General features: G+C 70.0%; 22 protein-coding genes and 1 pseudogene. 12 read left to right on the forward strand and 11 right to left on the reverse strand.

Annotated elements, in window-relative coordinates:
• Window positions 1-78: 78 nt before the first annotated feature.
• Window positions 79-1,605, reverse strand: coding sequence for a S8 family peptidase (locus CW359_RS38420; protein WP_198655546.1), 1,527 nt, complete (start codon window positions 1,603-1,605; stop codon window positions 79-81).
• Window positions 1,606-1,691: 86 nt separating this feature from the next.
• Window positions 1,692-3,224, reverse strand: coding sequence for a S8 family peptidase (locus CW359_RS38425; RefSeq protein ID WP_105974858.1), 1,533 nt, complete (start codon window positions 3,222-3,224; stop codon window positions 1,692-1,694).
• Window positions 3,225-3,684: 460 nt separating this feature from the next.
• On the opposite strand from CW359_RS38425, the gene CW359_RS38430 reads away from it, so the two are divergent.
• The 3 genes from CW359_RS38430 to moaA all read left to right on the forward strand — a co-directional run bounded on the left by CW359_RS38430 (window position 3,685) and on the right by moaA (window position 6,831).
• Window positions 3,685-4,041 carry a DUF485 domain-containing protein gene (locus tag CW359_RS38430; RefSeq protein ID WP_105974859.1) on the forward strand — a complete coding sequence of 119 codons (357 nt, stop codon included), beginning with the start codon at window positions 3,685-3,687 and terminating at the stop codon, window positions 4,039-4,041.
• Complete coding sequence (locus tag CW359_RS38435; RefSeq protein WP_105974860.1) at window positions 4,038-5,663, forward strand: solute symporter family protein; 1,626 nt, start codon at window positions 4,038-4,040, stop codon at window positions 5,661-5,663. The genes CW359_RS38430 and CW359_RS38435 overlap by 4 nt, the downstream gene beginning before the upstream one ends.
• Window positions 5,664-5,841: 178 nt before the next feature.
• Window positions 5,842-6,831, forward strand: a complete 990-nt coding sequence (gene moaA / locus CW359_RS38440; RefSeq protein WP_232838790.1) for a GTP 3',8-cyclase MoaA — start codon at window positions 5,842-5,844, stop codon at window positions 6,829-6,831.
• Between the two features lie 5 nt (window positions 6,832-6,836).
• Here the strand turns inward: moaA and CW359_RS38445 are convergent, their stop codons facing one another.
• Window positions 6,837-7,070 (reverse strand): hypothetical protein, encoded by a 234-nt coding sequence (locus tag CW359_RS38445; RefSeq protein ID WP_105974861.1) that lies wholly within the window; start codon window positions 7,068-7,070, stop codon window positions 6,837-6,839.
• Between the two features lie 220 nt (window positions 7,071-7,290).
• Window positions 7,291-7,689, reverse strand: a complete 399-nt coding sequence (locus CW359_RS38450) for a DUF3099 domain-containing protein (RefSeq protein WP_105974862.1) — start codon at window positions 7,687-7,689, stop codon at window positions 7,291-7,293.
• Window positions 7,690-7,934: 245 nt separating this feature from the next.
• Between CW359_RS38450 and CW359_RS38455 the strand changes: the two genes are divergently transcribed.
• Window positions 7,935-8,210 (forward strand): GlsB/YeaQ/YmgE family stress response membrane protein, encoded by a 276-nt coding sequence (locus tag CW359_RS38455; RefSeq protein WP_105974863.1) that lies wholly within the window; start codon window positions 7,935-7,937, stop codon window positions 8,208-8,210.
• A 78-nt stretch (window positions 8,211-8,288) separates the two neighbouring features.
• Here the strand turns inward: CW359_RS38455 and tyrS are convergent, their stop codons facing one another.
• From tyrS to CW359_RS38470, 3 genes are all read right to left on the reverse strand, one after another.
• A complete protein-coding gene (tyrS, locus tag CW359_RS38460) occupies window positions 8,289-9,554 on the reverse strand; it encodes a tyrosine--tRNA ligase (protein WP_105974864.1) in 1,266 nt (421 codons plus the stop codon).
• A 68-nt stretch (window positions 9,555-9,622) separates the two neighbouring features.
• Window positions 9,623-11,017, reverse strand: coding sequence for a metallopeptidase TldD-related protein (locus tag CW359_RS38465; RefSeq protein ID WP_105974865.1), 1,395 nt, complete (start codon window positions 11,015-11,017; stop codon window positions 9,623-9,625).
• A complete protein-coding gene (locus CW359_RS38470) occupies window positions 11,014-12,537 on the reverse strand; it encodes a TldD/PmbA family protein (RefSeq protein ID WP_105974866.1) in 1,524 nt (507 codons plus the stop codon). Before CW359_RS38470 ends, CW359_RS38465 begins: the two co-directional genes overlap by 4 nt.
• Window positions 12,538-12,747: 210 nt before the next feature.
• On the opposite strand from CW359_RS38470, the gene fabG reads away from it, so the two are divergent.
• The 3 genes from fabG to CW359_RS38485 all read left to right on the forward strand — a co-directional run bounded on the left by fabG (window position 12,748) and on the right by CW359_RS38485 (window position 14,781).
• A complete protein-coding gene (fabG, locus tag CW359_RS38475) occupies window positions 12,748-13,467 on the forward strand; it encodes a 3-oxoacyl-[acyl-carrier-protein] reductase (protein ID WP_105974867.1) in 720 nt (239 codons plus the stop codon).
• A gap of 5 nt (window positions 13,468-13,472) precedes the next feature.
• Complete coding sequence (gene fabI / locus CW359_RS38480) at window positions 13,473-14,240, forward strand: enoyl-ACP reductase FabI (protein WP_105974868.1); 768 nt, start codon at window positions 13,473-13,475, stop codon at window positions 14,238-14,240.
• Window positions 14,241-14,409: 169 nt separating this feature from the next.
• Window positions 14,410-14,781, forward strand: a complete 372-nt coding sequence (locus tag CW359_RS38485) for a hypothetical protein (RefSeq protein ID WP_105974869.1) — start codon at window positions 14,410-14,412, stop codon at window positions 14,779-14,781.
• Here the strand turns inward: CW359_RS38485 and CW359_RS38490 are convergent.
• The gene (locus CW359_RS38490) at window positions 14,756-15,445 is read right to left on the reverse strand and encodes a FadR/GntR family transcriptional regulator (protein WP_105974870.1); all 690 of its coding nucleotides are present in this window, start codon (window positions 15,443-15,445) and stop codon (window positions 14,756-14,758) included. The genes CW359_RS38485 and CW359_RS38490 overlap by 26 nt on opposite strands.
• A gap of 57 nt (window positions 15,446-15,502) precedes the next feature.
• Here CW359_RS38490 and CW359_RS38495 point away from each other — a divergent pair, with 57 nt between their 5' ends.
• From CW359_RS38495 to CW359_RS38510, 4 genes are all read left to right on the forward strand, one after another.
• Window positions 15,503-16,822: a CynX/NimT family MFS transporter gene (locus CW359_RS38495; protein ID WP_105974871.1), complete on the forward strand. Its 1,320-nt coding sequence runs from the start codon at window positions 15,503-15,505 to the stop codon at window positions 16,820-16,822.
• A gap of 34 nt (window positions 16,823-16,856) precedes the next feature.
• Window positions 16,857-16,973, forward strand: coding sequence for an SGM_5486 family transporter-associated protein (locus tag CW359_RS47225; protein WP_105974872.1), 117 nt, complete (start codon window positions 16,857-16,859; stop codon window positions 16,971-16,973).
• A 157-nt stretch (window positions 16,974-17,130) separates the two neighbouring features.
• The gene (locus CW359_RS38505; RefSeq protein WP_105974873.1) at window positions 17,131-17,337 is read left to right on the forward strand and encodes a hypothetical protein; all 207 of its coding nucleotides are present in this window, start codon (window positions 17,131-17,133) and stop codon (window positions 17,335-17,337) included.
• An 85-nt stretch (window positions 17,338-17,422) separates the two neighbouring features.
• Entirely contained in the window at window positions 17,423-17,938 is a 516-nt protein-coding gene (locus CW359_RS38510) for a SixA phosphatase family protein (protein ID WP_105974874.1), read from the forward strand.
• A gap of 148 nt (window positions 17,939-18,086) precedes the next feature.
• Here CW359_RS38510 and serB read toward each other — a convergent pair whose 3' ends face one another.
• Window positions 18,087-19,295, reverse strand: coding sequence for a phosphoserine phosphatase SerB (gene serB / locus CW359_RS38515; RefSeq protein ID WP_105974875.1), 1,209 nt, complete (start codon window positions 19,293-19,295; stop codon window positions 18,087-18,089).
• A 1,065-nt stretch (window positions 19,296-20,360) separates the two neighbouring features.
• Window positions 20,361-22,037: pseudogene (locus CW359_RS38520) on the reverse strand (streptophobe family protein); the annotation flags it as partial.
• 240 nt (window positions 22,038-22,277) lie between these two features.
• Between CW359_RS38520 and CW359_RS38525 the strand changes: the two are divergent.
• Window positions 22,278-24,809, forward strand: a complete 2,532-nt coding sequence (locus tag CW359_RS38525; protein WP_232838791.1) for an ABC transporter ATP-binding protein/permease — start codon at window positions 22,278-22,280, stop codon at window positions 24,807-24,809.
• 77 nt (window positions 24,810-24,886) lie between these two features.
• On the opposite strand, the gene CW359_RS38530 is transcribed toward CW359_RS38525, so the two are convergent.
• Window positions 24,887-25,633, reverse strand: a complete 747-nt coding sequence (locus tag CW359_RS38530; protein ID WP_105974877.1) for a transglycosylase SLT domain-containing protein — start codon at window positions 25,631-25,633, stop codon at window positions 24,887-24,889.
• Window positions 25,634-25,902 lie beyond the last annotated feature (269 nt).

The raw sequence follows: 25,902 nt of genomic DNA on the forward strand, positions 1-25,902 counted from the left end.
ACGCATTCAATGCGTTCAACGCAGCGGGCCGGACGGATCAATACCGTCCGGCCCACCATTGAAAAGGATCTACTGGATCTACTTCGTCACGGCGTCCAGTGCGTCCGCTACACCATGTCCATAGAACCCGTTGTAGTTCTTCGGACCCTCGCACACCGCGTCGACCTTGCCGTCACCGTTGATGTCGTACGGGTCCGTGCACGCCGTGGCGTCCGCCTCGGCGTACAGCAGCGCCTTCACCAGGCGGGCCGAGGCGTGCGGGTGCGTCGACTTGATCAACGCGGCCACGCCCGCGACATGCGGGCTCGCCATCGACGTACCGGCCATGTAGCCCCAGGTGCCGCCGGGCAGCGGGCCGAGGATCAGACCGCTGGTGGCCGGCGGGGCCGGGGTCTGGTAGCGGGTCGAGTCGCCGCCGGGGGCGGCTATGTCGATCACGCCCAGGCCGTGGTTGGAGAACGAGGACTTGATGCCCTTGGCGCCGGTCGAGGCGACCGTCACCACGCCGGGGAGCTGGGTCGGGATGTCGTAGCACTCGGACGGGTCGATGACCCGGTCCGACGGCGTCGCGTCGTTCGGGGAGACCGGGTCGGTGATCTCGTCGGCCGCGAGGTCGTAGTTCTCGTTGCCGGCCGCCGCGACATTGACGACGCCCTTGCGCTCCGCGTACTGCGACGCGCGCGTGATGGCATCGACCAGGGCCTTCTGGTCCGGGTCGTTCTTGCAGTTGAAGTACCAGGGGTCCGTGTAATAGCTGTTGTTCGTGACGTCCACGCCGTGCTCGGCCGCCCACACGAAGCCGCAGACGACGGCCTCCGTGTAGAAGTAGCCGGCCGTGGTCGACACCTTGATGCCGGACACCTTGACGCCCGGCGCGACGCCCGTGACGCCGATGCCGTTCTTCGCGGCGGCGATCTCACCGGCGACGTGCGTGCCGTGCGGGCTCTCGCCCGTGGTCGGCCGCCAGGCACCGTCCGTGGTGTCGGGCTTGCCCGTCACACAGTTGACGGAGGCCTTGCGGTCGAAGTTCGGCGCGATGTCGGGGTGCGTGTCGTCGACGCCGGTGTCGATCACGGCGACGGTCACCTTGGAGCTGCCCAGCGACTTCTCGTGCGCCTTGTCCGCCTTGATGGCGGGCAGGTCCCACTGCAGGGGCTCCAGCGGGTCCTGGGTCGCGGTGGCGTCCGCGGTGGCGCTCGCGACCTCGGCGGCGGAGAGCACCTTCGGGGTGCCCACGTCGGTGGTCGACTGCGCGGGCAGCGGCGCGTTGCGCGTGTTGCCGGCCGACTGCACGCCGTGCACCTTGCGGATGACCTTGGCGAAGTCGGGGTTCGCCGAGTGGACGACGACCACGCCGATCCGGTCGTACGACGTCACGATCGTGCCGCCGGCCCCGGCGATGGCCTTCTTCAGGTACCGGGAGGAGCCGAGCCCGGGAAACGTGTTGACCACATAGCTGAGCGAGGGCCCGTCGGCCGTGACGGCGGCGGGCGCGGCGTCGGCCGCCACGGCGTCGATGTTCGGCAGGAAGGCGAACGCCGTCGCGAGGGCCATACCGAGCGGGACTACCACGGCACGCCGGGAGCGCGGGTGAGGCGCTGTCATAAAGGTCTCCAGTTCCTTCGTTCGTGGGACGTACGGAACGTGCGGGATGTGCGGGACGTACGGGAGGACTCGGAAAAACGCGTGGGCTACTTGACCGCGCGCAGCGCGTCGACGATTCCGAACCCGAAGAATCCGTTGACCCGTTCGCCGCCCTGGCACACCGCGTCCTGCGTGCCGTCACCGTCCTGGTCGTACGACTCGGGGCAGCCCGGGTTGTTCGCCTGGGCCTTGAGCAGCCGCTGCAGCTGGGCCGGGGTCGCCCACGGGTGCTTCGACTTCAGCAGCGCGGCGACACCCGCGGCGTGCGGCGAGGCCATCGAGGTGCCCTGGAGGAAGGCGTACGCGCTGTTCGGCATGGTGGACAGGATGCGACCGTCCTTCGACGGCGTGTCCGGTATCTGGTAGCGACGGTCGCCGCCCGGCGCCGCGATGTCGATGACGCCGTTGCCGTAGGTGGAGTAGTACGACTTGACGCTGTTGACGCCCGTGGCGCTCACTGTGACGACACCCGGGAGCTGGGTCGGCACGTCGAAGCACTCGTGCGGGTCGATCGTGCGGGTGACCGGCGTCGAGTCGTCGGGGCTGGAGTCGTCGACGATCGCGTCCGAGGCCAGGTCGTGCGAGGAGTTGCCCGCCGACGCGAGGTTGAGCGTGCCCTTCTTCGTCGCGTACAGCTGTGCCCTGTTGACCGCGTCAACAATGGCCCGCTGATCGGGGTCGTCCACACAGTTGTACAGCCATGGATCAACGTAGTAGCTGTTGTTCGTGATCTCGACGCCGTGGTCGGCGGCGAACACGAAGGCGCACACCACGCTCTCCGGGTAGAAGAGCCCGTTGTCCGGGTCGCTCACCTTGATCCCGGAGACCTTCACACCGGGCGCGACCCCGGCCACCCCGACGCCGTTGCGGGCGGCGGCGATCTCACCGGCGACATGGGTGCCGTGGTAGTCGGCGGCGGTGTACGGGCGCCAGGCACCCGCGCTGGTGTCCGCGACGCCGCCGACGCAGTTCGCCGACTGGGCCGCGGAGAAGTTCGGGGCGAGGTCGGGGTGGGTGTCGTCGACGCCGGTGTCGATCACAGCGACGGTGACCTTGCGGCTGCCCGGGTTGATCTTGGCGGCCTTGTCGGCGCCGATCGCCCGCAGGTCCCACTGGTCGGCTTCGAGGGGCTCGCTCTCGGGGGTCTTCGCCGACGCGGCCTCGACCTTGGCCGCCTCCGCGGCCGTCAGATAGTCCGCCGCACCCTCGTCGGTCGTCCCGGCGGCCACCAGCGGCGTGGTCCGCGTGGCACCCGCGGACCGCACCCCGCGCGCGGCGCGGATCTCCGCCCCGAAGGAGGGGTTCGCGGAGTGGACGACGATCACACCGATCTTGGCGTACGTGATCACGACGGTCCCGCCGGCCGCGGAGATCGCCTTTGTCACGGTCCCGATCGTGTGACGGTCGGTGCTCTTGGTGTTGACGACGTACGCGAGGTTCGGACCGTCCGCGGCAGCCACCGCGGAGGCGGCCGGCTCGGCCGCCGACGCGGTCATGGGCAGGAAGCCGAGGGAGGCGGTGAGGGACAGCACGACAGGCACCGCGAGGGCGAGCCGACGTCTGGAGCGCAGATGAGCCATGGGTTCTCCACATCATCCGGAAACGAGGCCGGCCCGGACAAGGATGGTTGCCGGGCAAGCGCACAGCAGGGACGGACAACAGTTGCGTACGCGCGAAAAAGCGGGCACGGGCGTGTGGCCCGCACCGCTGGTTTTGCAGGTACATGACGGGTGGTACAGGGCGAAGCTATCCCGCATCGCCGCTGGCCAGCAATGACTTCCGGAGACCAGTTCGGAAAGAAGCGCGAGGAGTTGAACCGGGCCTCGCGTGGCGCCGTGACCTTGGACAGGGAGCGCGAGCACCATCGAGCCCCCTGTCGGATCACGCGTGGGGGCCCTACCATCGCGAGCCGACCCCCTGTGATCCAGATCACCGTGAGGTCAGAGAAGAACCATGTCCGTACCCAGCCCCGCATCGCCCCCGAACGACCACGCACCGCCGTCCACCGTCGTAACCGCACCCGCAACGCGAGGAGACTCCGTGGCCACCGACGCACCGCCCCCCTCGAAGACAGAACCCCACCTCCCCTCCACGGAGGAGTTCGTCGAGGTGCAGCAGAGCGCCGAGTTCGGCGAACTGCGCCGCGCCCACCGCTCCTTCGCCTTCCCGCTGACCATCGGCTTCATCACCTGGTACCTGCTGTACGTCCTGCTGTCGAACTACGCGGGCGGCTTCATGGGCACCAAGCTCGTCGGCCACATCAACGTCGCCTTCGTCCTCGGCATCGCCCAGTTCGTCACCACGTTCCTCATCGCCTGGTGGTACGCGCGGTACTCCGCCGCGAACCTCGACCCCAAGGGTGAGGCGATCAAGTCCCGGATGGAGGGCGGCGCATGAGCCCCGTACAGCAGAGTGTTCTCGCCGCAGGTGAGGCCAGTGAGCACCGGCCGCTGATCATCTCCCTGTTCGCGGTGTTCGTCGTCGCGACCCTCATCATCACCGTCTGGGCGGGCCGCCAGACCAAGAGCGCCTCCGACTTCTACGCCGGCGGACGCCAGTTCAGCGCCTTCCAGAACGGCCTCGCGGTCTCCGGCGACTACATGTCCGCCGCGTCCTTCCTCGGCATCGCGGGCGCCATCGCCCTCTTCGGGTACGACGGCTTCCTGTACTCCATCGGCTTCCTCGTCGCCTGGCTGGTCGCCCTGCTCCTGGTCGCCGAACCGCTGCGCAACTCCGGCCGCTACACCATGGGTGACGTCCTCGCGTACCGCATGCGCCAGCGCCCGGTCCGTACGGCCGCAGGCACCTCGACGATCGTCGTCTCGATCTTCTACCTGCTGGCCCAGATGGCGGGCGCGGGCGTACTCGTCTCGCTCCTCCTCGGCATCACCTCGGACGCGGGCAAGGTCGCCATCGTCGCCCTCGTCGGCGTCCTGATGATCGTGTACGTCTCCATCGGCGGCATGAAGGGCACCACCTGGGTCCAGATGGTGAAGGCCGTGCTGCTCATCAGCGGCACCATCCTCATTACGTTCCTGGTGCTGCTGAAGTTCAACTTCAACATCTCCGATCTGCTCGGCACCGCCGCCGAACGCAGCGGCAAGGGCGACGCGTTCCTGGAGCCCGGCCTCCAGTACGGCGCCACCGGCACCTCCAAGCTGGACTTCATCTCCCTGGGCATCGCCCTGGTCCTCGGTACCGCCGGTCTGCCGCACATCCTGATCCGCTTCTACACGGTGCCCACGGCCCAGGCCGCCCGTAAGTCCGTGATCTGGGCGATCGGCATCATCGGCGGCTTCTACCTGATGACGATCGCGCTCGGCTTCGGCGCCGCCGCGCTGATCGACCAGAAAGAGATCACCGACTCCAACCCCTCGGGCAACACGGCAGCGCCACTGCTCGCCCTGCACCTCGGCGGCGTCGACTCGGCCTGGGGCGCGGTCCTGCTCGCGACGATCTCCGCGGTCGCCTTCGCGACGATCCTCGCGGTCGTCGCCGGTCTCACGCTGGCCTCGTCGTCGTCCTTCGCGCACGACATCTACGCCAACGTCATCCGCAAGGGGAAGGCCACCGAGAAGGAGGAGATGAAGGCGGTCCGCTGGGCCACCGTCCTCATCGGTGTCGTCTCCATCGGCCTGGGCGCCCTCGCCCGCGACCTCAACGTGGCCGGCCTGGTCGCCCTGGCGTTCGCGGTGGCCGCGTCCGCCAACCTCCCGACGATCCTCTACAGCCTGTTCTGGAAGAGGTTCACCACCCAGGGCGCCCTCTGGTCGATCTACGGCGGCCTGATCGTGGCGGTCGGCCTGGTGCTGTTCTCGCCGGTCGTCTCGGGCGACCCGAAGGCGATGTTCCCGGACGTCGACTTCCACTGGTTCCCGCTGAAGAACCCCGGCATCATCTCCATCCCGTTCGGCTTCCTCATGGGCTGGCTCGGCACGGTCCTCTCCAAGGAGGAGCCCGACGCCGGCAAGTACGCCGAGCTGGAGGTCCGGTCCCTCACGGGCACTGGCGCGCACTAGACGTTCCACCGCGCACACGGAGCGGGGCCGTCGTAGGGACCTACGACGGCCCCGCTCCACGTTCTGTGGCATCGGGGCGGCTTCGTTGTCAGTGGGGTCACGTAGGCTCGCAGGTGTCGGAGAAAAACTGCTCCGCCACGCGATCCGCACGAGATCCGCTACGAGGGAGGGGGCCCACGTGCTCATCGACACGTACAACCGAGTGGCCACCGACCTGCGCGTCTCGCTGACCGACCGCTGCAACCTGCGCTGCACGTACTGCATGCCCGAGGAGGGCCTGCAGTGGCTGGCCAAGCCCGACCTCCTCACGGACGACGAGATCGTCCGCCTCATCGACATAGCCGTCCGCCTGCTGGGCATCGAGGAGGTCCGCTTCACCGGCGGCGAACCCCTGCTGCGCCCCGGCCTGGTCGGCATCGTGGAGCGGGTCGCCGCGCTGGCTCCCCGCCCGCAGATGTCCCTGACGACGAACGGCATCGGCCTGGTCCGTACGGCGGCTGCCCTGAAGGCGGCGGGCCTGGACCGCGTCAACGTCTCCCTCGACACCCTGCGCCCGGACGTCTTCAAGACGCTCACCCGCCGCGACCGCCACAAGGACGTCATCGCGGGCCTGGAAGCGGCCCGTGCGGCGGGCCTGACCCCGGTGAAGGTCAACGCGGTCCTGATGCCGGGCCTGAACGCCGACGAGGCCCCCGACCTCCTCGCCTGGGCGGTCGAGCACGACTACGAACTGCGCTTCATCGAGCAGATGCCCCTGGACGCCCAGCACGGCTGGAAGCGCGAGGGCATGGTCACGGCGGGCGACATCCTGACCTCCCTGCGCACCCGCTTCGAGCTGACGGAGGAGGGCTCCGACAAGCGGGGCTCGGCCCCCGCGGAGCGCTGGCTGGTGGACGGCGGCCCGCATGTCGTGGGTGTCATCGCCTCGGTCACCCGCCCCTTCTGCGCGGCCTGCGACCGCACCCGCCTGACGGCCGACGGCCAGATCCGCACCTGCCTCTTCGCCCGCGAGGAGACCGACCTCCGCGCGACCCTGCGCTCCGACGCCCCCGACGAGGAGATAGCCCGCATCTGGCGCGAGGCGATGTGGGGCAAGAAGGCGGGAGCGGGCCTGGACGACCCGGAGTTCGTCCAGCCGGACCGCCCGATGTCGGCGATCGGGGGCTGAGAGGCTCAGTCCTCCCGCTTCTCCGCCGCTTCCCATTCCCTGAGCGTTACGACGTCCTTCAGGAACCCTCGCACTCCGAGGAACTGGGACAAGTGCTCGCGATGTTCCTCGCAAGCCAGCCAGGTCTTCCGCCGCTCCGGCGTGTGCAGCTTCGGGTTGTTCCAGGCGAGGACCCACACCGCGTCCGCCCGGCAGGCCTTGGCGGAACAGATGGGGGAGTCAGGGTCAGGACCGAACATCCACTGACCCTAACCCGGCCGAAAACCCGGCCGGAACAACGCTCAAAAGGCGACGCCGAGCAGCCACGGGGGGAGCTGCCCGGCGTCGGTCTGTCGCTCCGACGGGGGATGCGGAGCGCGTACGAAGTATGTCATGGGTAAGCGTCCGACCGGCACTGGAACAACATGATTGATCTGAGCTTTTCTTGAGCTTGGCGAAGCCGCCCGCACCGGCTTCCGGTCAGGCCCGCTCGCGCGGTTCGCCCCGCATGTCGCCCGCCTGATCGCCCCCGACACCTTCCGCTGCCGATTCCGCGAACCCGTCCTCCGGCCGGGGCGGCGCGATCATCGGCCGCACCGGAGCCGTCACGAACGTCGACGGAAGACCCGGCGCGTTCTCCCGGCCGGCGTTGGCGATCACCACGGAGATGTACGGAAGGATCATGCCGAGCACCAACGCCACGAACGCGACGTGCCGTTCGACGTTCCAGAGCACCGCCGCGAGGATCACGGCCACCGTGCGCACGGACATGGAGATGATGTACCGGCGCTGTCTGCCGCGGACGTCGTCCGCCAGCCCCTGCCGGGCTCCGGTGATCCGGAAGACCTGGGCGCCGCCACTGCTGCTCTGCTTCCGCATCACATTCCACCGTCCACCCGAATCGGACACGCCCCGGCCCGTACCCGTGCCGAACCGGGTCGGGGAACCAGGGTCCGGACAGCTTCCACGTTACGCCGCGCCTGCGTCGCCTACGAGACCGGGGCACCTTCCACCGGGGTGACCCCCCTGCGCCGTACCGCGTACCGAGGTCCCCGACATGCGCCGTAGCGCGAACGGGCCGACACTGGCCGTAATGCTCACCAGAGCCGTACGAGGAGGCAGCCATGGGCTGGTTGTGGGCGATCATCGTGGGATTCGTGCTGGGTCTGCTGGCCAAGGCGATCATTCCGGGCAAGCAGCACAGCCCGCTCTGGCTGACGACCGTCTTCGGCATCATCGGCGCCATCGTCGGCAACGCGATCGCACGAGGTATCGGCATCGACGAGACGAGCGGCATCGACTGGGGCCGGCACGCGCTCCAGCTCGCGGCGGCCGTCGTGATCGTGTTCCTGGGAGACATGGCGTACTCGATGATGCGCGGCAAGAGACAGCAGGCCTAGCGGTACGTGTGAAGGGGGGCGGCCCGATCGAGGGCCGCCCCCCTTCACACGTACGTACGACGAACTGGAGGTCACCGGTCAGCCGGTGACCTCCACCGCCGCCAGGTTCTTCTTCCCCCGGCGCAGGACCAGCCAGCGTCCGTGCAGCAGGTCCTCCTTCGCGGGGACGGCGTCCTCGGCGGCGACCTTCGCGTTGTTCACGTAGGCACCGCCCTCCTTCACCGTGCGCCGCGCGGCCGACTTGCTGGCCACCAGGCCGACCTCGGCGAACAGGTCGACGACCGGTCCCGCCTCGGCGACCCGGATGTGCGGCACCTCGGAGAGGGCCGCCGTCAGCGTCCGCTCGTCCAGCTCACCCAGCTCGCCCTGGCCGAAGAGGGCCTTGGACGCGGCGATCACGGCGGCCGTCTGCTCGGCGCCGTGCACCAGCGTCGTCAGCTCCTCGGCGAGGGCGCGCTGCGCGGCCCGCGCCTGCGGACGCTCCGCGGTCTGCGCCTCCAGCGCCTCCAACTCCTCGCGGGACTGGAAGGACAGGATGCGCATGTACGTCGAGATGTCCCGGTCGTCCACGTTCAGCCAGAACTGGTAGAACGCGTACGGCGTCGTCATCTCCGGGTCGAGCCAGATGGCGCCGCCCTCGGTCTTGCCGAACTTGGTGCCGTCCGCCTTGACCATCAGCGGCGTCGCCAGACAGTGCGCCTGCGCCTCGGGCTCCAGCCGGTGGATGAGGTCCAGGCCGGCCGTCAGATTGCCCCACTGGTCGCTGCCGCCCTGCTGGAGCGTGCAGCCGTACCGGCGGTACAGCTCCAGGAAGTCCATGCCCTGGAGGAGCTGGTAGCTGAACTCCGTGTAGCTGATGCCCTCCTGGGACTCCAGCCGCCGGGCGACCGAGTCCTTCGTCAGCATCTTGTTGACGCGGAAGTGCTTGCCGATGTCCCGCAGGAACTCGATGGCCGACAGACCGGCCGTCCAGTCCAGGTTGTTCACCATCACCGCGGGGTTCTCGCCCTCGAAGGACAGGAACGGCTCGATCTGCGCGCGGAGCCGGTTCACCCAGTTCGCGACCGTCTCCGGGTCGTTCAGCGTGCGCTCCGCCGTGGGCCGGGGGTCACCGATCTGACCGGTGGCCCCGCCGACCAGGGCCAGCGGACGCAGCCCCGCCCGCTGGAGGCGGCGCATGGTGAGCACCTGCACCAGATGACCGACGTGCAGACTGGCCGCCGTCGGGTCGAAGCCGCAATAGAACGTGACGGGACCGTCCGCGAGAGCCTTGCGCAAGGCGTCCTCGTCGGTGGACAGGGCCCACAGGCCACGCCACTTCAGCTCGTCGACGATGTCCGTCACGGTTCTCGTATCTCCTTGAGTGGTCTTCACGCAGTTCTACGGCAGCCGAACGGCCACCGGCAACGAGGTTATACGCCCTGACTGACAGAGCTCATATTGAAGTCCGGCACCCGCAGCGCCGGCATCGCGGCCCTGGTGAACCAGTCGCTCCACTCCCTCGGCAGCGTCTTCTCCGTACGCCCCGCCTCGACGGCCCGCCCCAGCAGGTTCACCGGCGACTCGTTGAACCGGAAGTTGTTGACCTCGCCACTCACCTCGCCGTTCTCGACGAGATACACCCCGTCACGGGTCAGGCCGGTCAGCAGCAGGGTGGCCGGGTCGACCTCGCGGATGTACCAGAGGCAGGTCAGCAGCAGCCCGCGCTCGGTGTTCGCGACCATGTCCTCCAGGGACTTGTCCTCGCCCCCGTCCAGGACGACGTTCCCGATCGCGGGGGACACCGGCAGGCCGGTCAGCCCGGCGGTGTGCCGGGAGGTGATCAGGCGGTTCAGCTCGCCCTCGCGGATCCACTCCGTGGCGCTCAGCGGCAGCCCGTTGTCGAACACCGACTGGTCGTCGCCGGAGGAGTGGGCGAGCAGGAAGGGGGAGGCCTCCAGACCGGGCTCGTTCGGGTCGCTGCGCAGCGTCAGCGGCAGCTCGGTGAGCTTCTCGCCGAGCCGCGTCCCGCCGCCCGGCTTGGAGAACACCGTGCGCCCCTCGGCGGCGTCCCGCGCGGACGCCGACCACATCTGGTAGATCAGCAGGTCGGCGACTGCGGTCGGCGGCAGCAGCGTCTCGTACCGCCCGGCGGGCAGCTCGATCCGCCGCTCCGCCCAGCCCAGCCGTACGGCGAGTTCGGCGTCCAGGGCGGCCGGGTCGACGTCCTTGAAGTCCCGGGTCGACCGCCCGGCCCACGCGGACCGCGTACGGTCCGGGGACTTGGCGTTCAGCTCCAGCGTCCCGTTCGGCTGGTCATGACGCAGGCGCAGCCCCGTGGACGTACCGACATAGCTCGACACCAGCTCGTGGTTGGCGAAGCCGTACAGCTCCCGGCCACCGGCACGCGCGCGTGCGAAGGCCTCGCCGAGGGCCGGCGCGAAGTCGGCGAACACCGCGGAGGAGGTCTCCGCGGGCGCGTCCGTGAAGTCGGGGGACTGCGGCACACCCGACACCAGCGGCTGGGCGTCCTCCGCGGGGCTCGCCCCGCGCGCGGCGGCCTCCGCGGCCCGTACGAGGGGTTCCAGCTCGTCGGCGGTGACGGCGGCGCGGGAGACGACCCCCGAGGCCGTGCCCTGCTTGCCGCCGACGGTCGCGACGACGGTGAGCGTGCGCCCGCGCGTGACCCCGTTGGTGGTGAGGGCGTTGCCCGCCCAGCGCAGATTGGCGGTCGACCCCTCGTCGGCGATGACGACACACCCGTCGGCCCGCGACAGCTCCAGGGCCCGCTCGACGATCTCGTGCGGCTTGTTGATACGGGCGCTCATCGACCGGCCTCCTGCGTGGTGTTGAGGATGTTGACGCCCCGGAAGAGGGCCGACGGGCAGCCGTGGGACACGGCCGCGACCTGGCCCGGCTGGGCCTTGCCGCAGTTGAAGGCGCCGCCCAGGACGTACGTCTGCGGGCCGCCGACGGCCGCCATGGAGCCCCAGAAGTCGGTGGTCGTCGCCTGGTAGGCCACGTCCCGGAGCTGCCCGGTGATCCGGCCGTTCTCGATCTTGAAGAATCGCTGCCCGGTGAACTGGAAGTTGTACCGCTGCATGTCGATGGACCAGGACCGGTCCCCGACGACGTAGATCCCGCGGTCGACCCCGCCGATGAGATCCTCGGTCGCCAGCCCGCCCGGGTCCGGCTGCAGCGACACGTTGGCCATGCGCTGGACGGGCACATGCCCGGGCGAGTCCGCGTACGCGCACCCGTTGGACCGGTCGAACCCGGTCAGCTTCGCGATCCGGCGGTCCAGCTGGTAGCCCACCAGGGTCCCGTCCTTCACCAGGTCCCACGACTGACCGGCGACGCCCTCGTCGTCGTATCCGATGGTCGCCAGACCGTGTTCGGCGGTGCGGTCGCCGGTGACGTTCATCAGCTCGGAGCCGTACCGCAGCTTGCCGAGCTGGTCGAAGGTGGCGAAAGAGGTCCCCGCGTAGGCGGCCTCGTAGCCCAGCGCGCGGTCCAGCTCGGTGGCGTGGCCGATCGACTCGTGGATGGTCAGCCACAGGTTGGACGGGTCGACGACCAGGTCGTACAGCCCCGCCTCGACGCTCGGCGCGCGCATCTTCTCGGCGAGCAGCTCGGGGATCTGCTCCAGCTCGGACTCCCAGTCCCAGCCCCGGCCCGTGAGGTACTCCCAGCCGCGCCCGACCGGTGGTGCGATCGTCCGCATCGAGTCGAACTCGCCGCTCGACTCGTCGACGGAGACGGCCGTGAACTGCGGGTGCAGGCGGACCCGTTGCTGGGTGGTGACGGTCCCCGCGGTGTCGGCGTAGAACTTGTTCTCGTGCACCGTGAGCAGCGAGGCGTCGACGTGGTTGACGCCGTTCGCCGCCAGCAGCCGCGCGCTCCACTCGGCCAGCAGCCCGGCCTTCTCCTCGTCCGGCACGGTGAACGGGTCGATCTCGTACGACGAGATCCAGGTCCGGTCCGCGTGCACGGGCTCGTCGGCCAGTTCCACGCGCTCGTCGGACCCCGCCGCCTTGATCACCTGCGCGGACAGCTTCGCCATGGCCACCGCCTGCGAGGCGACCTTCGCGGCGGCGTCCATGCTCAGGTCCACGCCCGACGCGAACCCCCAGGTCCCGCCGTGCACCACCCGCACCGCGTACCCCAGGTCCGTGGTGTCCGACGACCCGGACGGCTTGGCGTCCCGAAGCCGCCAGGACGCGCTGCGCACCCGCTCGAACCGGAAGTCCGCGTGGTCGGCACCGAGCGCACGCGCGCGTGCGAGGGCGGCGTCGGCCAGGGCACGTAGGGGCAGCGCCAGGAATGACTGATCGACCTCATGGGCCATGAGCGGCCTCTCCTTGTCACGGTGAGTGTGATGCGTCTGTCTCGCAGTGAATCATGCACGCCGACTGTAGGGACCCGACAGCGGCAGGGGTGAGCCACTGTCGGTGCCCGAATGTCCCCGGGCGTCGGCAGACCGATAGGTTTTTGGAGAAGCAGCCTGTCAACCCTGCTGTTCGGACAGGTGTTGAACCGCTAACGAAAGGGTGATCCGTTGAGCCGCTCGGTTCTCGTCACCGGAGGCAACCGGGGCATCGGCCTCGCCATCGCCCGCGCGTTCGCCGAGGCCGGCGACAAGGTCGCCATCACATACCGTTCCGGTGAGCCGCCGGCCGCCCTGACCGAATTGGGCTGCCTCGCCGTCAAGTGCGACATCACCGACACCGAGCAGGTGGAGCAGGCCTACAAGGAGGTCGAGGCCGAGCACGGCACGGTCGAGGTCCTCGTCGCCAACGCCGGTGTCACCAAGGACCAGCTCCTGATGCGGATGTCCGAGGAGGACTTCACGTCCGTCCTCGACACCAACCTGACCGGCGCCTTCCGCGTCGTCAAGCGCGCCAACCGCGGCATGCTGCGCGCCAAGAAGGGCCGCGTCGTCCTCATCTCCTCGGTCGTCGGTCTGTACGGCGGTCCCGGCCAGGCCAACTACGCCGCCTCCAAGGCGGGTCTGGTCGGCTTCGCGCGGTCCCTCGCCCGTGAGCTGGGCTCGCGCAACATCACCTTCAACGTCGTCGCGCCCGGCTTCGTCGACACCGACATGACCAAGGTCCTCACCGACGAGCAGCGCGAGTCCATCGTGAAGCAGGTACCGCTGGGCCGGTACGCGCAGCCGGAGGAGATCGCCGCGACGGTGCGGTTCCTCGCCTCGGACGACGCCTCGTACATCACTGGAGCCGTCATCCCCGTTGACGGCGGACTGGGAATGGGTCACTGATCACCATGAGCGGAATTCTCGAGGGCAAGCGGGTCCTGATCACCGGTGTGCTGATGGAGTCGTCCATCGCCTTCCACACCGCCAAGCTGGCCCAGGAACAGGGCGCCGAGATCATCCTGACCGCGTTCCCGCGGCCCACGCTGACCGAGCGCATCGCCAGGAAGCTCCCCAAGCCCACCAAGGTGCTTGAGCTGGACGTCACCAACGAGGAGCACCTGGCCCGGCTGGCCGACCTCGTCGGCGAGGAGCTGGGCGGCCTCGACGGCGTCGTCCACTCCATCGGCTTCGCCCCGCAGGACGCCCTCGGCGGCAACTTCCTCAACACCCCGTTCGAGTCCGTGGCCACCGCCATGCATGTCTCGGCGTTCTCCCTGAAGTCGCTCACCATGGCCTGCCTGCCGCTCATGCAGAACGGCGGCTCGGTCGTCGGCCTCACCTTCGACGCCAAGTTCGCCTGGCCGCAGTACGACTGGATGGGCCCCGCCAAGGCGGCCCTGGAGGCCACCAGCCGCTACGTCGCCCGTGACCTGGGCAAGCAGAACATCCGCTGCAACCTCGTCTCCGCCGGCCCGCTGGCCTCGATGGCCGCGAAGTCCATCCCGGGCTTCTCCGACCTGGCCGCCGTGTGGGACAACCGCTCCCCGCTGGAGTGGGACCTCAAGGACCCCGAGCCGGCTGGCCGCGGTGTCGTCGCCCTGCTCAGCGACTGGTTCCCGAAGACCACCGGCGAGATCATCCACGTGGACGGCGGCCTGCACGCGATCGGCGCCTGAGCGCTCCAACCGCATCCGTTACGAGGACGACGCCCCGTTTCCCGCCCTGTGCGGGGAGCGGGGCGTCCCCCGTTCGGCCCCCTTGACCGGGCGGCGGGTACCGCGCGGCGCGCACTCTGGACGTACCGCACCGCCCGCCCCGCAGCCGCTCGGCCGAGGAGGTTCCCTTGTGCGCCTGTCCCGCAGCTTCGCCCCGCTGCTCGTCGCCGTAGCCCTCCTCACCACCCTTCCGTACGAGGCCGTTCCGCACGCGCGCGTGCAGGCACGGCAACAGGTCGAGGTACGGCAGCCGGAACGGCCCGAGCCCTTCGGCGCCACGTGCCACACCCGGATCGCCGGCTCCCAGGTGACCGCGTACTGCCACAACCCCTACGTGGCCACCGACCGTGTACGGCTGCACATCGAGTGCGACCGCTGGTGGGACCTCGACAGCGACGGAGTCCAGGTCGAGGCGGGGCCCGCGCAGACCGTACGGCTCACCGGCCGCTGCTGGAAGGAGGTCCGCTCGGTGTGGGTCAGCCACCTGAGGCGGACGCCCTGAGCCGGCAGGAGAACGGATAACCGGCCGCTTCCTTGGCCGCCGCCGTCGCGTCGCCCGCGCGGATCGCCTCCACGAGCGGGGCGTGGTCCACCAGGGAGTCGGGGGTCAGCTCCGCGCCCACGTCGTCGCGCAGCCAGTCCCGCAGCACCTCGCCCAGGTCCGCGTACATCGCCGTCATCACGTCGTTGTGGGAAGCGGCCACCACCGCCATGTGCAGGCTCGCGTCGGCCGTCACGAACGCCTCCGCGTCGCCGGACGCCCACGCCTCGTCCCGGCGCACCAGAAGCGCGTCCAGCTGCTGGAGGTCGCGTTCGGTGCGCCGCAGGGCCGCCAGTTCGGCCGCGCCCGACTCCAGCGTGGAGCGCAGCTCGGCGATGTGCCGGGGGTCCGCGTCGGCGAACCGGCGGTGCATCACACCGGCCAGCTCACTGGTCGCCACGACGTAGGTGCCCGAGCCCTGGCGGATGTCCAGCAGGCCGTTGTGGGCGAGCGCCCGGACCGCCTCGCGGACCGTGTTCCGGGCCACTCCGAGCTGCTCGACCAGCTCCGGCTCGGTCGGGATGCGGGAGCCCACGGGCCACTCGCCCGAGGTGATCTGGCTCCGCAGCGCGGCGATGACCTGCTCGGACAGGGCGGATCGACGGGGGTGGCTCAGCGGTGGCATGGCACATCCTCGCACGGGGGACTACAACCAATCATCCCATGATTCTATGATGGTGCCATGGTGAGTCAGAAGACCCGGACGACGACGTCCACGCCCATGCCCATATCCATAGGTGGAGACGGAGAAGAAGACGGAGACACGGCCACGCGCGCGTGGCTCACGCGGCTGGTCGTCGTCGCCGTGGTGCTGTCCGCCCTCAACCTCCGCCCCGCCATCATCAGCGTCGGCGCCCTCCTCGAAGAGGTGCGCGACGGAGTCGGCATGAGCGGCACCACGGCCGGAGTGCTCACCTCCGTACCCGCCGTCTGTTTCGCCCTCTTCGGGGCCCTGGCACCGCGCCTGGCCCGCCGCTTCGGCGTCGGCGCGGTCGTGTGCGGGGGGATGGCCGCCATCGCGGCGGGCCTGGCGATCCGGCCCTACACGGGCACCACCGCGGGCTTCCTGGCCGCCAGCGCGCTCGCCCTCATGGGCATAGCGGTCGGCAACGTCCTGATGCCGGTCGTCGTCAAGCGCTGGTTCCCGGACCGGGTCGGCCCCATGACCGGCCTGTACTCGATGGCCCTCGCCCTCGGGACCGGCACCGCGGCGGCGGTCACCGTACCCATGACCGAGGCGCTGGGCGGGAGTTGGCGGGCGGGACTGACGGTCTGGGCGGTGCTCGCGGCGGTCGCCGTACTGCCCTGGATTCCGCTGCTGCGGGACCGCGGAGCGCACGACGCCCGCGACCCGGAACGGGGGGCACCTCCCGCGCGCGGGACGTCCGCACCGGAACCGGGGGCCGGCGCACTGCGCGTCACCCGCAGCCGTACCGCCTGGGCGCTCGCCGTGTTCTTCGGGCTCCAGGCCACCGCCGCCTACATCACCATGGGCTGGATGGCACAGATCTTCCGGGACGCGGGAGTCCCGGCCGGCACCGCCGGACTGCTGCTCGCCGTGACCATGGCGATGGGCGTGCCGCTCGCCTTCGTCATCCCGCGCTTCGCCACCCGCCTGCCCCACCAGGGCCCGATCGTGGTCGCCCTCGGCCTCTGCGGACTCATCGGGTACGCGGGCCTGTACCTTGCGCCGGCCGGCGGCGCCTGGGCCTGGGCGGTCCTGCTAGGCATCGCCAACTGCGCCTTCCCGCTGGCCCTGACGATGGTCGGGATGCGGGCCAGGACCGGCGCGGGCGTCGCTCAACTGTCGGCCTTCGCGCAGAGCACCGGCTATCTGATCTCCGTCCCCGGCCCGCTCCTCGTCGGCGTCCTCTACCAGCACAGCGGCGGCTGGGGGCTCCCGCTCGCGCTGATGGCGGGCCTGATGGTGCCGCAGATGGTGGCGGGCGTACTGGCCGGACGGGCCCGCACGGTGGAGGACGAGGCGGCGGCGACCCGCTGACGCGGGACGGTCCGGCGGGTGCGAGACTGGCCGTATGCCAGTGCTCGATCCGAATCCCCAGAACGGCCAGAAGAAGATGCTGCTCGTCTTCGGCTCCTTCTTCGCCATCTTCGTGATCATCGCCGTCATCGCGACGATCGCCTCACCGTGAGGACCGTTGGTGGGGGTAGCCCCACCATCCCCTAGGGGGCGAGTCTCAGGGTCAAGTGGGTGGATCACCGGATGGGTTGAGGGCCGGAGGTTCCGTAACTTCGAGGTGTGGCCGCGAGCGGCGGACCACGGACGGCTCGAAGACCCACGGAGGCATCATGTCGGCCCGCACGCACTCCCGGCCCCTTCCGGCGACCACGCGTGGAGTCGACATACGGCTGCCATGGTGGGCCCTCGCGCTGCCGACGATCGCGTTCGTCGCGCTGCTCGCGCTGATGCTCAACCCGACCGACGCACAGGCGGCGACGGGCGATCCGTTGATAGCCCACTTCCTTGAGCGCGTCCGGGAGCTGGTGACCCGCTGAGCCCCGCGAATGCCCCATTCCCACCTGCGGAGCCGCCCGTCAACTCCCTGCGCCACATGGCGTGTTTCATGCGAAGCTGGATGCCATGAGCGTCGCAGAACCCCGCAAGATCGTCCTCTTCCGGCATGCGAAAGCCGACTGGCCCCAGGTGACCGATCACGAGCGCCCGCTCGCTGACCGGGGACGCAAGGACGCCGCAGTCGCCGGGCGCAGGCTGGCCGACACCGGCATCCCCTTCGACCTGGCCCTGTGCTCCACCGCCGCCCGGACCCGCGAGACCTGGAAACTCGCCGTCCACGAACTCCCACAACGGCCGAAGACCGTCTATGAGGAGCGGATCTACGAGGCGTCACCCGGCGAGCTCATCACCCTGCTCAACGAAACCCCGGACGACACCGGAAACGTGGTCCTGATCGGCCACAACCCCGGAGTACAGGCCCTCACGGACATCCTGGCCGGCGAGTCCGAGGACGACAGCCGGACAAAGGTGACAAGGGGCTTCCCGGCGGCGGCCTTCGCGGTGCTGTCCTTCACGGGCTCCTGGAAGGGCCTGGAACCGGGGACGGCGACGTTGTCGGACTACTGGGCGCCGACGGAGTAGGTCAGCGACAGGCAAGCAGGCAGGCAAGCAAGCGGCACAGGCTGTGGGCAGGCGTTCCGCGAGAGCGGACCGGGTGGACACAGCCTGTGCCCGCACCCGGCGATGACACGACAACCCCCGCCGAAGAGCAGCCGCCCCGAAGGACGCCTCACTCCTCGTCGTGGGTATCCGCAGCCTCAACTTCCTCCCGGGTAACCCCCAGCAGATACAGCACGGTGTCCAGGAACGGGAAGTTCACCGCGGTGTGCGCGGCCTCCCGCACCACCGGTTTGGCGTTGAAGGCGACGCCGAGCCCCGCCGCGTTCAGCATGTCCAGGTCGTTCGCCCCGTCACCGATCGCCACCGTCTGATCCAGCGGAACCCCCGCCTCCGCAGCGAACCGCCGCAGCAGCCGGGCCTTGCCGGCCCGGTCCACGATCTCCCCGACGACCTTGCCCGTCAGCTTCCCGTCGACGATCTCCAGCGTGTTGGCCTGGGCGAAGTCCAGCCCGAGCCGCTCCTTCAGATCATCGGTGACCTGGGTGAACCCGCCCGAGACGACCCCGACCTCGAAACCGAGCCGCTTCAGCGTCCGGATCAGCGTGCGCGCACCCGGCGTGAGCCGGACCTCGCTGCGCACCTTGTCCACCACCGACGCGTCGAGCCCCTTGAGCAGCGCCACGCGCGCGTGCAGCGACTGCTCGAAGTCCAGTTCCCCGCGCATCGCGGCGGCGGTCACCTGGGCGACCTCGTCCTCGCAGCCCGCGTGCGCGGCGAACAGCTCGATGACCTCGTCCTGGATGAGCGTGGAGTCCACATCCATGACGACCAGCCGCTGTGCCCGCCGGTGCAGCCCCGCCGCGACGACCGCGACATCGACACCGAGTGCCGCCGCGTCGGTGACCAGCGCGGTGCGCAGTGGCTCGGTCGCGACCCCGGAGACGGCGAACTCGACCGCCGTCACGGGGTACTTGGCGAGCCGGAAGATACGGTCGATGTTGCCGCCGGTCCTGGTGATCCGCGCCGCGATGGCGGCGGTCGACTCGGCGGTCAGCGGATGCCCGAGCACGGTGACGACCGAACGCCCGTGCCCGCGCGGCCGGTTGTCACCGAGGCCGGAGATGATCTCCGCCTGCATCTTCATGGACTCCGCCCAGCTGTGGACGGTGGCGCGAAGGTCGCCTTCGAGCCCGGCAGGCGGCTGTGTCACGAGCGCGCACAGCACCATGCGGCCACGCGTGACGACCTGCTCGATGTCGACCACGTCCACGGAGTAGGCGGCAAGGGTGTCGAACAGACCGGCGGTGATGCCCGGCCTGTCCTTCCCGAAGATTTTGACGAGGAGAGTGGGTACGTCAACGGTCTGCGTAGCGTTCATGGTGTTTCCACCGTATCCGGCACTCAGTGCCCACCGCGCACGCGGTCCGCCTGACGGACGGGGAACAGTACGTTTCGCGTCGGTGGCGAAGACCTTACGAGCAGGTCAGCGCCCTCCCTTGGGAGCACGTGGTGGCGGCGGAGGGGGCGGTGGCGGCGGGGGAGGGGTCCGCTTCTCCGGCGCGGACTCCGGTGTGCCGCCCTTGCGCCATCCGGGCCGTCGCGGCGGCGGCGACACCGGCTTGGCCATGGTGGGGAGCCCGTACAGGTTTTCGGGCGCCTGCTCGTCCTCATCCGGGCCGCGCCCGCCGGAGTCATCACCGTCGCCCGGCCCCTGCGCTCCGCCGGGACGACCACCCCCGGCCGCGCCGCCCCTGCCGGTCGCCGGACCTCCCGTACGCGGGGCATCGGGCACCGGCCCACCTCGGTACGGCTGCGGCCTGCCCGGAACCGGACCGCCCTCGGCCGGTCGACCACTTCCGTCCCCGGCCCGCTGCTCGCCGCCGTAGGACCGCCAGGGTTCGACAGGCCGCGCGTCCTCGGGCTCCAGACGCCCGTCCGGCAGCCGCAGATAGGGATTGGTGTCCCGGTTGGGCGGCCGATACGACGAACCGGGCGTGTACGGCCCGGTGTACGGACCTGGGCCACCGCCCTGCCCCGGGTGCCCGGTGTATGGCCCCGACCCTCCGGCCTGCTCTGGTTGACCGGCGTACGGCCCCTGCTCTCCGCCTTGTTCCGAGTGCCCGGCGTACGGACCCGGGCCACCGCCTTGCTCCGGGTAACCCGCGTTCGGCCCCGCCCCCGCGCCCTGCTCCGAGTGCCCGGCGTAAGGCTCTGGGCCCCTGCCTTGCTCCGGACGACCCGTGTACGCACCCGCCCCCGCGCCCTGCTCCGAGTGACTGCCATATGGCCCTGGACCCCCGGCCTGTTCCGGATGCCCCGTGTACATACCCGGCCCTCCGCCCTGGCCCGGGTGCCCGGTGTATGGCCCCGGCCCTCCGGCCTGCTCTGGTTGACCGGCGTACGGCCCCGGCTCTCCGCCTTGTTCCGAGTGCCCGGCGTACGGACCCGGCCCCCCGCCTTGCCCCGGATGACCCGCGTACGGCCCCGCCCCTACACCCTGCTCCAGGCCCCCGCCGTACCGCCCCGGCCCCCCAGCCTGCCCCGGACGACCGCCGTACGGCCCAGGCACCTCAGCCACCCCACCACCCGCCCCGCCAGCCCCAGTCGCCCCGCCCACCCCAGCCGACCCAGACCCCATGCCCCCGCCGCCCAAACTCCCCGAGCCCCCCGCACCCTCCAGCGCTGCCCCCATCGCCAACGGCACCGCTCGCCACCCCGCCGCCCCGCTCGCGTACGCCAGCAGTGCGCCCGCCGCCCCCGCGAGCGCACCCCACACCGCGCCCAGCAGTACAGCCGCGATCAGCTGGCCGTGCAGTTGGATACCGGCGCCGAACGCGTCGAAGCCCAGGACCGAGATCGAGGCGTCCACCGACACCTCCGCCAGCCAGGCGAGCAGGGGCAGCGCCACCGCCGTCACCGCCGCCAGCCGCAGGGCGCAGTGGGCGGCGAAGCGCAGGGCGCCCGGGTCCCGTACGGCGACGGGCACGCGCGCGTGGGCGTCGGTCGGGGCGACGCCGCGGGCCAGTGGGGTTCGGGCCGCCGCCAGGACGCCCGCGAGGAGCATCATCAGTACCGCCGCGACGCCCAGCAGCCACACCCTGCTGTCCAGTTCGGCCAGTTTGGCGAGGCTCACCGACTGGTCGGTCTGCGAACTGCTGAGGAGCCGGTCCAGGGGGTCCGGGAGGACGTTCACCAGGATTCCGGAGGCGCTGCCGTCGAAGGGGACGAACAGGCCGATCGGGACGCCCAGCCAGACCCCGTTGGGGGCGCCGAGCAGGGCCGCGCCCGCGATGCGCTTGGGATGGTCGTCGCCGATCGCCGCGTACGCCGCCGCCGCGAGGCCCGCCGCCACCGCCACCAGCAGCACTGTGACCAGGGCCGAGGCAGCCGGACGTACGACCCGGTGGACCGCGTCCCAGCCGGGCGGCAGGGGAGTGCGGCGGGAGGCGAGGAGGGCGACCGTCAGGACGCCCGTCGCCCAGACCAGGCCGCCGAGCAGAGTGGGGAGGGTGTCCACGGTGAAGCCGACCGCCGCCTTCGCGTCAATCAGGTCGCCGACCCGGTCGGGCAGCAGACCGCTGATGTCACCGAGCCCGGGGATGTCGAGGCCCCCGCCGCCTCCGCCGCCGCCCGTGCCCGGCAGGTCGTCGAGGCCGAGGGCGCCGCCGTCGATCGTGATGACGTCGTGCCCCGCCCAGGCCAGCCCGCCCAGGGTGGCCACGAAGAGGGCGATCACCGCACCCGCGCGCGTGAGGAGTTCCGACAGGGAGATCACAACCCCCGCTCCGCGCAGGGATCGTAGGAAGAACCACGACAGCAGCACCGCGCCCACCAGGCCGACGCCCAGTGGCGTGATCTCGATGGCGGTCGCCGCCTCCGCTCCTTTCAGGCCGAAGGCCGACACATCACCGGTGGGAGTGACCGAACCACCCGCCCCAAGTGCCACAACCGCCGCGGTCATCGGCCCCAGCGAGGCCGTGGAGTCCGCCTCCAGCAGATGCAGACCGAGCGCCGCCGTGCCCGCCATTCCGATCAACGCCCAGCTCACGGCAGCGATCGCGGAGAGCAGCACGTCTCCCCATGGCAGCTTCCTGCCCTGCTGGGCTGTCCCGGTGCTCATCGTCGGCCCCCCGATCCGCGCGGCGGCGTCCACCGCACGTGTCCCCCTCGCGTGGGATTACCACTCTCCGGGCCGGTTTCCACCCCGTCAACGGCGCGTCGCTGTCCGCTTCCACGCCCCGTCCGCAAGGCCCGACTTTCGGTCAGGGGGCTGAGCCTGAAATAGTTCCCCACGATGTTCGACATCCCTAGACTCCCCGTGTTGGGGCAAATTTCGGGGGACAACTCAGTGGGGCATGGAGTGCCGGAACTCGTACTGGAATTGAACGGACGGACCTGGACGCTCGATTCGTCCAGGCCCTACACCCTCGGACGCGATCCGCAGGGCGACGTCGTGCTCGATGACGCCAGGGTCTCCTGGCGGCACGCCACGATCAGCTGGGGAGGCCGGAGCTGGGCCATCGAGGACCACGGCAGCACCAACGGCACCTTCGTGCAGGGGCAGCGCATCCATCAGATGGAGATCGGGCCCGGCTCGTCCGTCCATCTCGGCAACGCCACCGACGGCCCGCGTCTCAACCTCTCCAGCAGTGCCGCCTCGGTCGCGACACCGCAGGTGGCGCAGACGGCGCAGCCCCAGCAGCAGCCCTTCGCGGCCCAGGGCGCGAGCCCCGGCTGGGCTCAGCAGCCGTCGCCGCAACAGCAGACACCGGAGCAGAGCTGGCCCCGGTCCGAGCCGCAGCAGCAGCCCGCCGCGATCCCGCAGCAGCAGGGTCCCGGGCCGGGCGCGGGGGCGCCGCCGGTGTACGGCGACCGCAGCCCGACCACCTTCCACCAGCTGCTCCTCGGCCGCGTCATGCGCATCGGCCGCGCCCTGGAGAACGACCTGGTCGTCTCCGACCTCCAGGTCTCCCGCAACCACGCCGAGTTCCACGCGACGCCCGACGGCCGCTTCGAGATCCGTGACCTGGGCTCGCACAACGGCACGTACGTCAACGGCATGCCGATCGCCAAGGGCGGCACCGCCCTGCTCGGCGCGAACGACATCGTCGGCGTCGGCCACTCCACGTTCCGCCTGGTCGGCGACCGCCTTGAGGAGTTCGTCGACACCGGCGAGATCTCCTTCTCGGCCCGCCACCTGACGGTCACGGTGGACGGCGGCAAGCAGATCCTCAAGGACGTCTCCTTCGGCGTACCCGAGAAGTCCCTGATCGCGGTCATCGGCCCGTCCGGCTCCGGCAAGTCGACGCTCCTGAAGGCGCTCACCGGCTACCGGCCCGCCAACGAGGGCGACGTCCTCTACGACAACCGGAACCTCTACAAGCAGTTCGCCGAGCTGCGCCAGCGCATCGGTCTGGTCCCGCAGGACGACATCCTGCACAAGGAACTGACCGTCAAGAAGGCCCTCAAGTACGCGGCCAAGCTGCGCTTCCCCGCCGACACCACGACGCAGGAGCGCGAGCACCGCATAGACGAGGTGCTGCGCGAGCTGAAGCTCGACATCCACAAGGAGAAGAAGGTCACCTCCCTCTCCGGCGGCCAGCGCAAGCGCGTCTCGGTGGCCCTGGAGCTGCTCACCAAGCCGTCGCTGATCTTCCTGGACGAGCCGACCTCCGGCCTCGACCCGGGCATGGACCGCGACGTCATGCAGCTGCTGCGCGGCCTCGCCGACGACGGCCGTACGGTCCTGGTCGTCACGCACTCGGTCGCCGAACTGGCGCTGTGCGACAAGCTGCTGGTCATGGCGCCGGGCGGCGCGGTCGCGTACTTCGGCCCGCCCGAGGAGGCCCTGAACTTCTTCGGCTACGACACCTGGGCCGATGTCTTCTCCGCCTTCGAGAACTACCGCGACTACGACTGGGCGGGCCGCTGGAAGGGCTCGCAGCACTACCAGATGTACGCCGCGGACATCGACGCCGTCGCCCCGCAGTCGGTGACCATGCCGTCCGCGCAGGCCATGCGCCCGCCCAAGCCGCAGGGCTGGGGCTCCCAGTTGATGACCCTGATCAGGCGGTACACGTCGGTCATCGCCTCCGACAAGGGCTTCCTGGCGCTCACGGTGATCCTGCCCGCGGTGCTCGGCGCGGTGAGCCTGCTCATCGACCCGGACAAGACCCTGCTGCCCGGCAAACTGGCCAGAAACGGCCTGAACGTCCCGAACGGCACGGCCACCACCGTCCTGCTCATCCTCGCGGTGGGCGCCTGCTTCGCCGGCGCCGCGAACTCCGTCCGCGAACTGATCAAGGAACGGGTCATCTACGAACGGGAGCGCGCGACCGGTCTCTCGCGCTCCGCCTATCTGATGTCCAAGGTGATCGTCCTCGGCGTCATCACGATCCTCCAGGGTCTGATGGTCGGCGCGATCGGCTTCGCCAGCCGCACGATCCCCGAAGAGGGCCTGATCTTCGGCAAGTTCGTCCTGCTCGAACTCTCCATCCCGATCATGGCGCTCGGCTTCACCTCGATGATGTTCGGCCTGGTCATCTCCTCGCTGGTGAAGACCTCCGAGAAGACGATGCCGCTGCTGGTCATGTTCGCGATCGTCCAGGTCGTGTTCACGGGCTGCCTGTTCATCCTGAACGGCAACATCGGCGTCAACGAGTTCTCGTACCTGATGCCGTCCCGCTGGGCGGTCGCCGCCGCCGGTGCCACGCTCGACTTCAACAAGATCAGCCCGAACGTCGACGACCCCGGCAACACGGACCCCCTCTGGGACCACACGGCCGCCGCCTGGGGCATGGACATGGCCGCCCTGATCGCCCTCGGCGTGATCTGCGGCTTCTTCGTGGCCCGCTTCCTGCGCCGCCACGAGCCCGAGGTCATGCGCAAGTGATCACGGACGTACGACGGTGAAGGGCGGCACCCCGGTGGGGGTGCCGCCCTTCGGCGTACGAGAGGTCCGCGCCGACCTCAGTACGCGCCGTTGACGTTGTCGATCGAGCCGTACTTGTCGGCCGCGTAGTTGGCGGCGGCGGTGATGTTGGCGACCGGGTCGTACTGGCTGTGGACGGTGCCCGAGACGTGGTAGGCGTCGAAGGTCGGCTTGATGATCTGCAGCAGACCGATCGACGGGGTGCCGTTGATCGCGTTGACGTCCCAGTTGTTGATCGCGTTCGGGTTGCCCGAGGACTCCCGGATGATGTTGCGGTACAGACCGTTGTACGTACCCGGTATGCCCTTGGACTTCATGATGTCCAGGGACTCCTTGATCCAGCCGTCCAGGTTGTTGCTGTACGACTTCACGGCGGCCTTCTTGAGCGCGGCGCGCTTGGCGGCCCGGCTCGCGGCCTCCTTCGCGGCGCGCTCCTTCGCCGCCTTCGCCGCGGCCTTCCTAGCGGCGGCCTTCTTGGCAGCCGCCTTCTTCGCGGCAGCCGCGTCGGCCGCCTTCTTCTTCGCCGCGGCGGCCTCGGCCTTCACGCTCGCACCGGCCAGCTGGTCGGTGACGCTCGCCTTCACGTCCTTGAGCTGGGTCTGGCTGAACACCACGGGAGCGGTGGAGACGGCCTCGGAGGTCGTCTGCGCCTCGCCCGCCGGCACCAGGGTGAAGGCGAGGGCGGCGGCGCCGAACGTGGCTGCACCGGCGAGCGCGAGCTTGCGGCTCCTGGCCGACGTACGGCGGCTCGGACTATGACCGGGAGTGGCGGTGTTCTGGGACATGGCGGTGGACCTCTTCGAATAGCGCGGAGGTCGCTCGGAGTCCGGTGGGGACAGTGGTGCTTCCGGCACAAACGCCGCGGGGGGAACCCGCGGCGCTGAGCGACGGCTGCCATTCTTAGCGGTCGCAAAATTGTGTGGCAAAGGTGTGACGTACTACGAGGGGTAGTGGACCCGTGAAGGGCAAAATGGGACAGACCGGAGCGTCTTTCCCGCTCACCGGGGAAGCGTTTGTCTCCTATGGTCGCTAGTAAGTGATGTGCGTCCTATGT

The organism is Streptomyces geranii, from assembly GCF_002954775.1.
Lineage (GTDB): Bacteria > Actinomycetota > Actinomycetes > Streptomycetales > Streptomycetaceae > Streptomyces > Streptomyces geranii.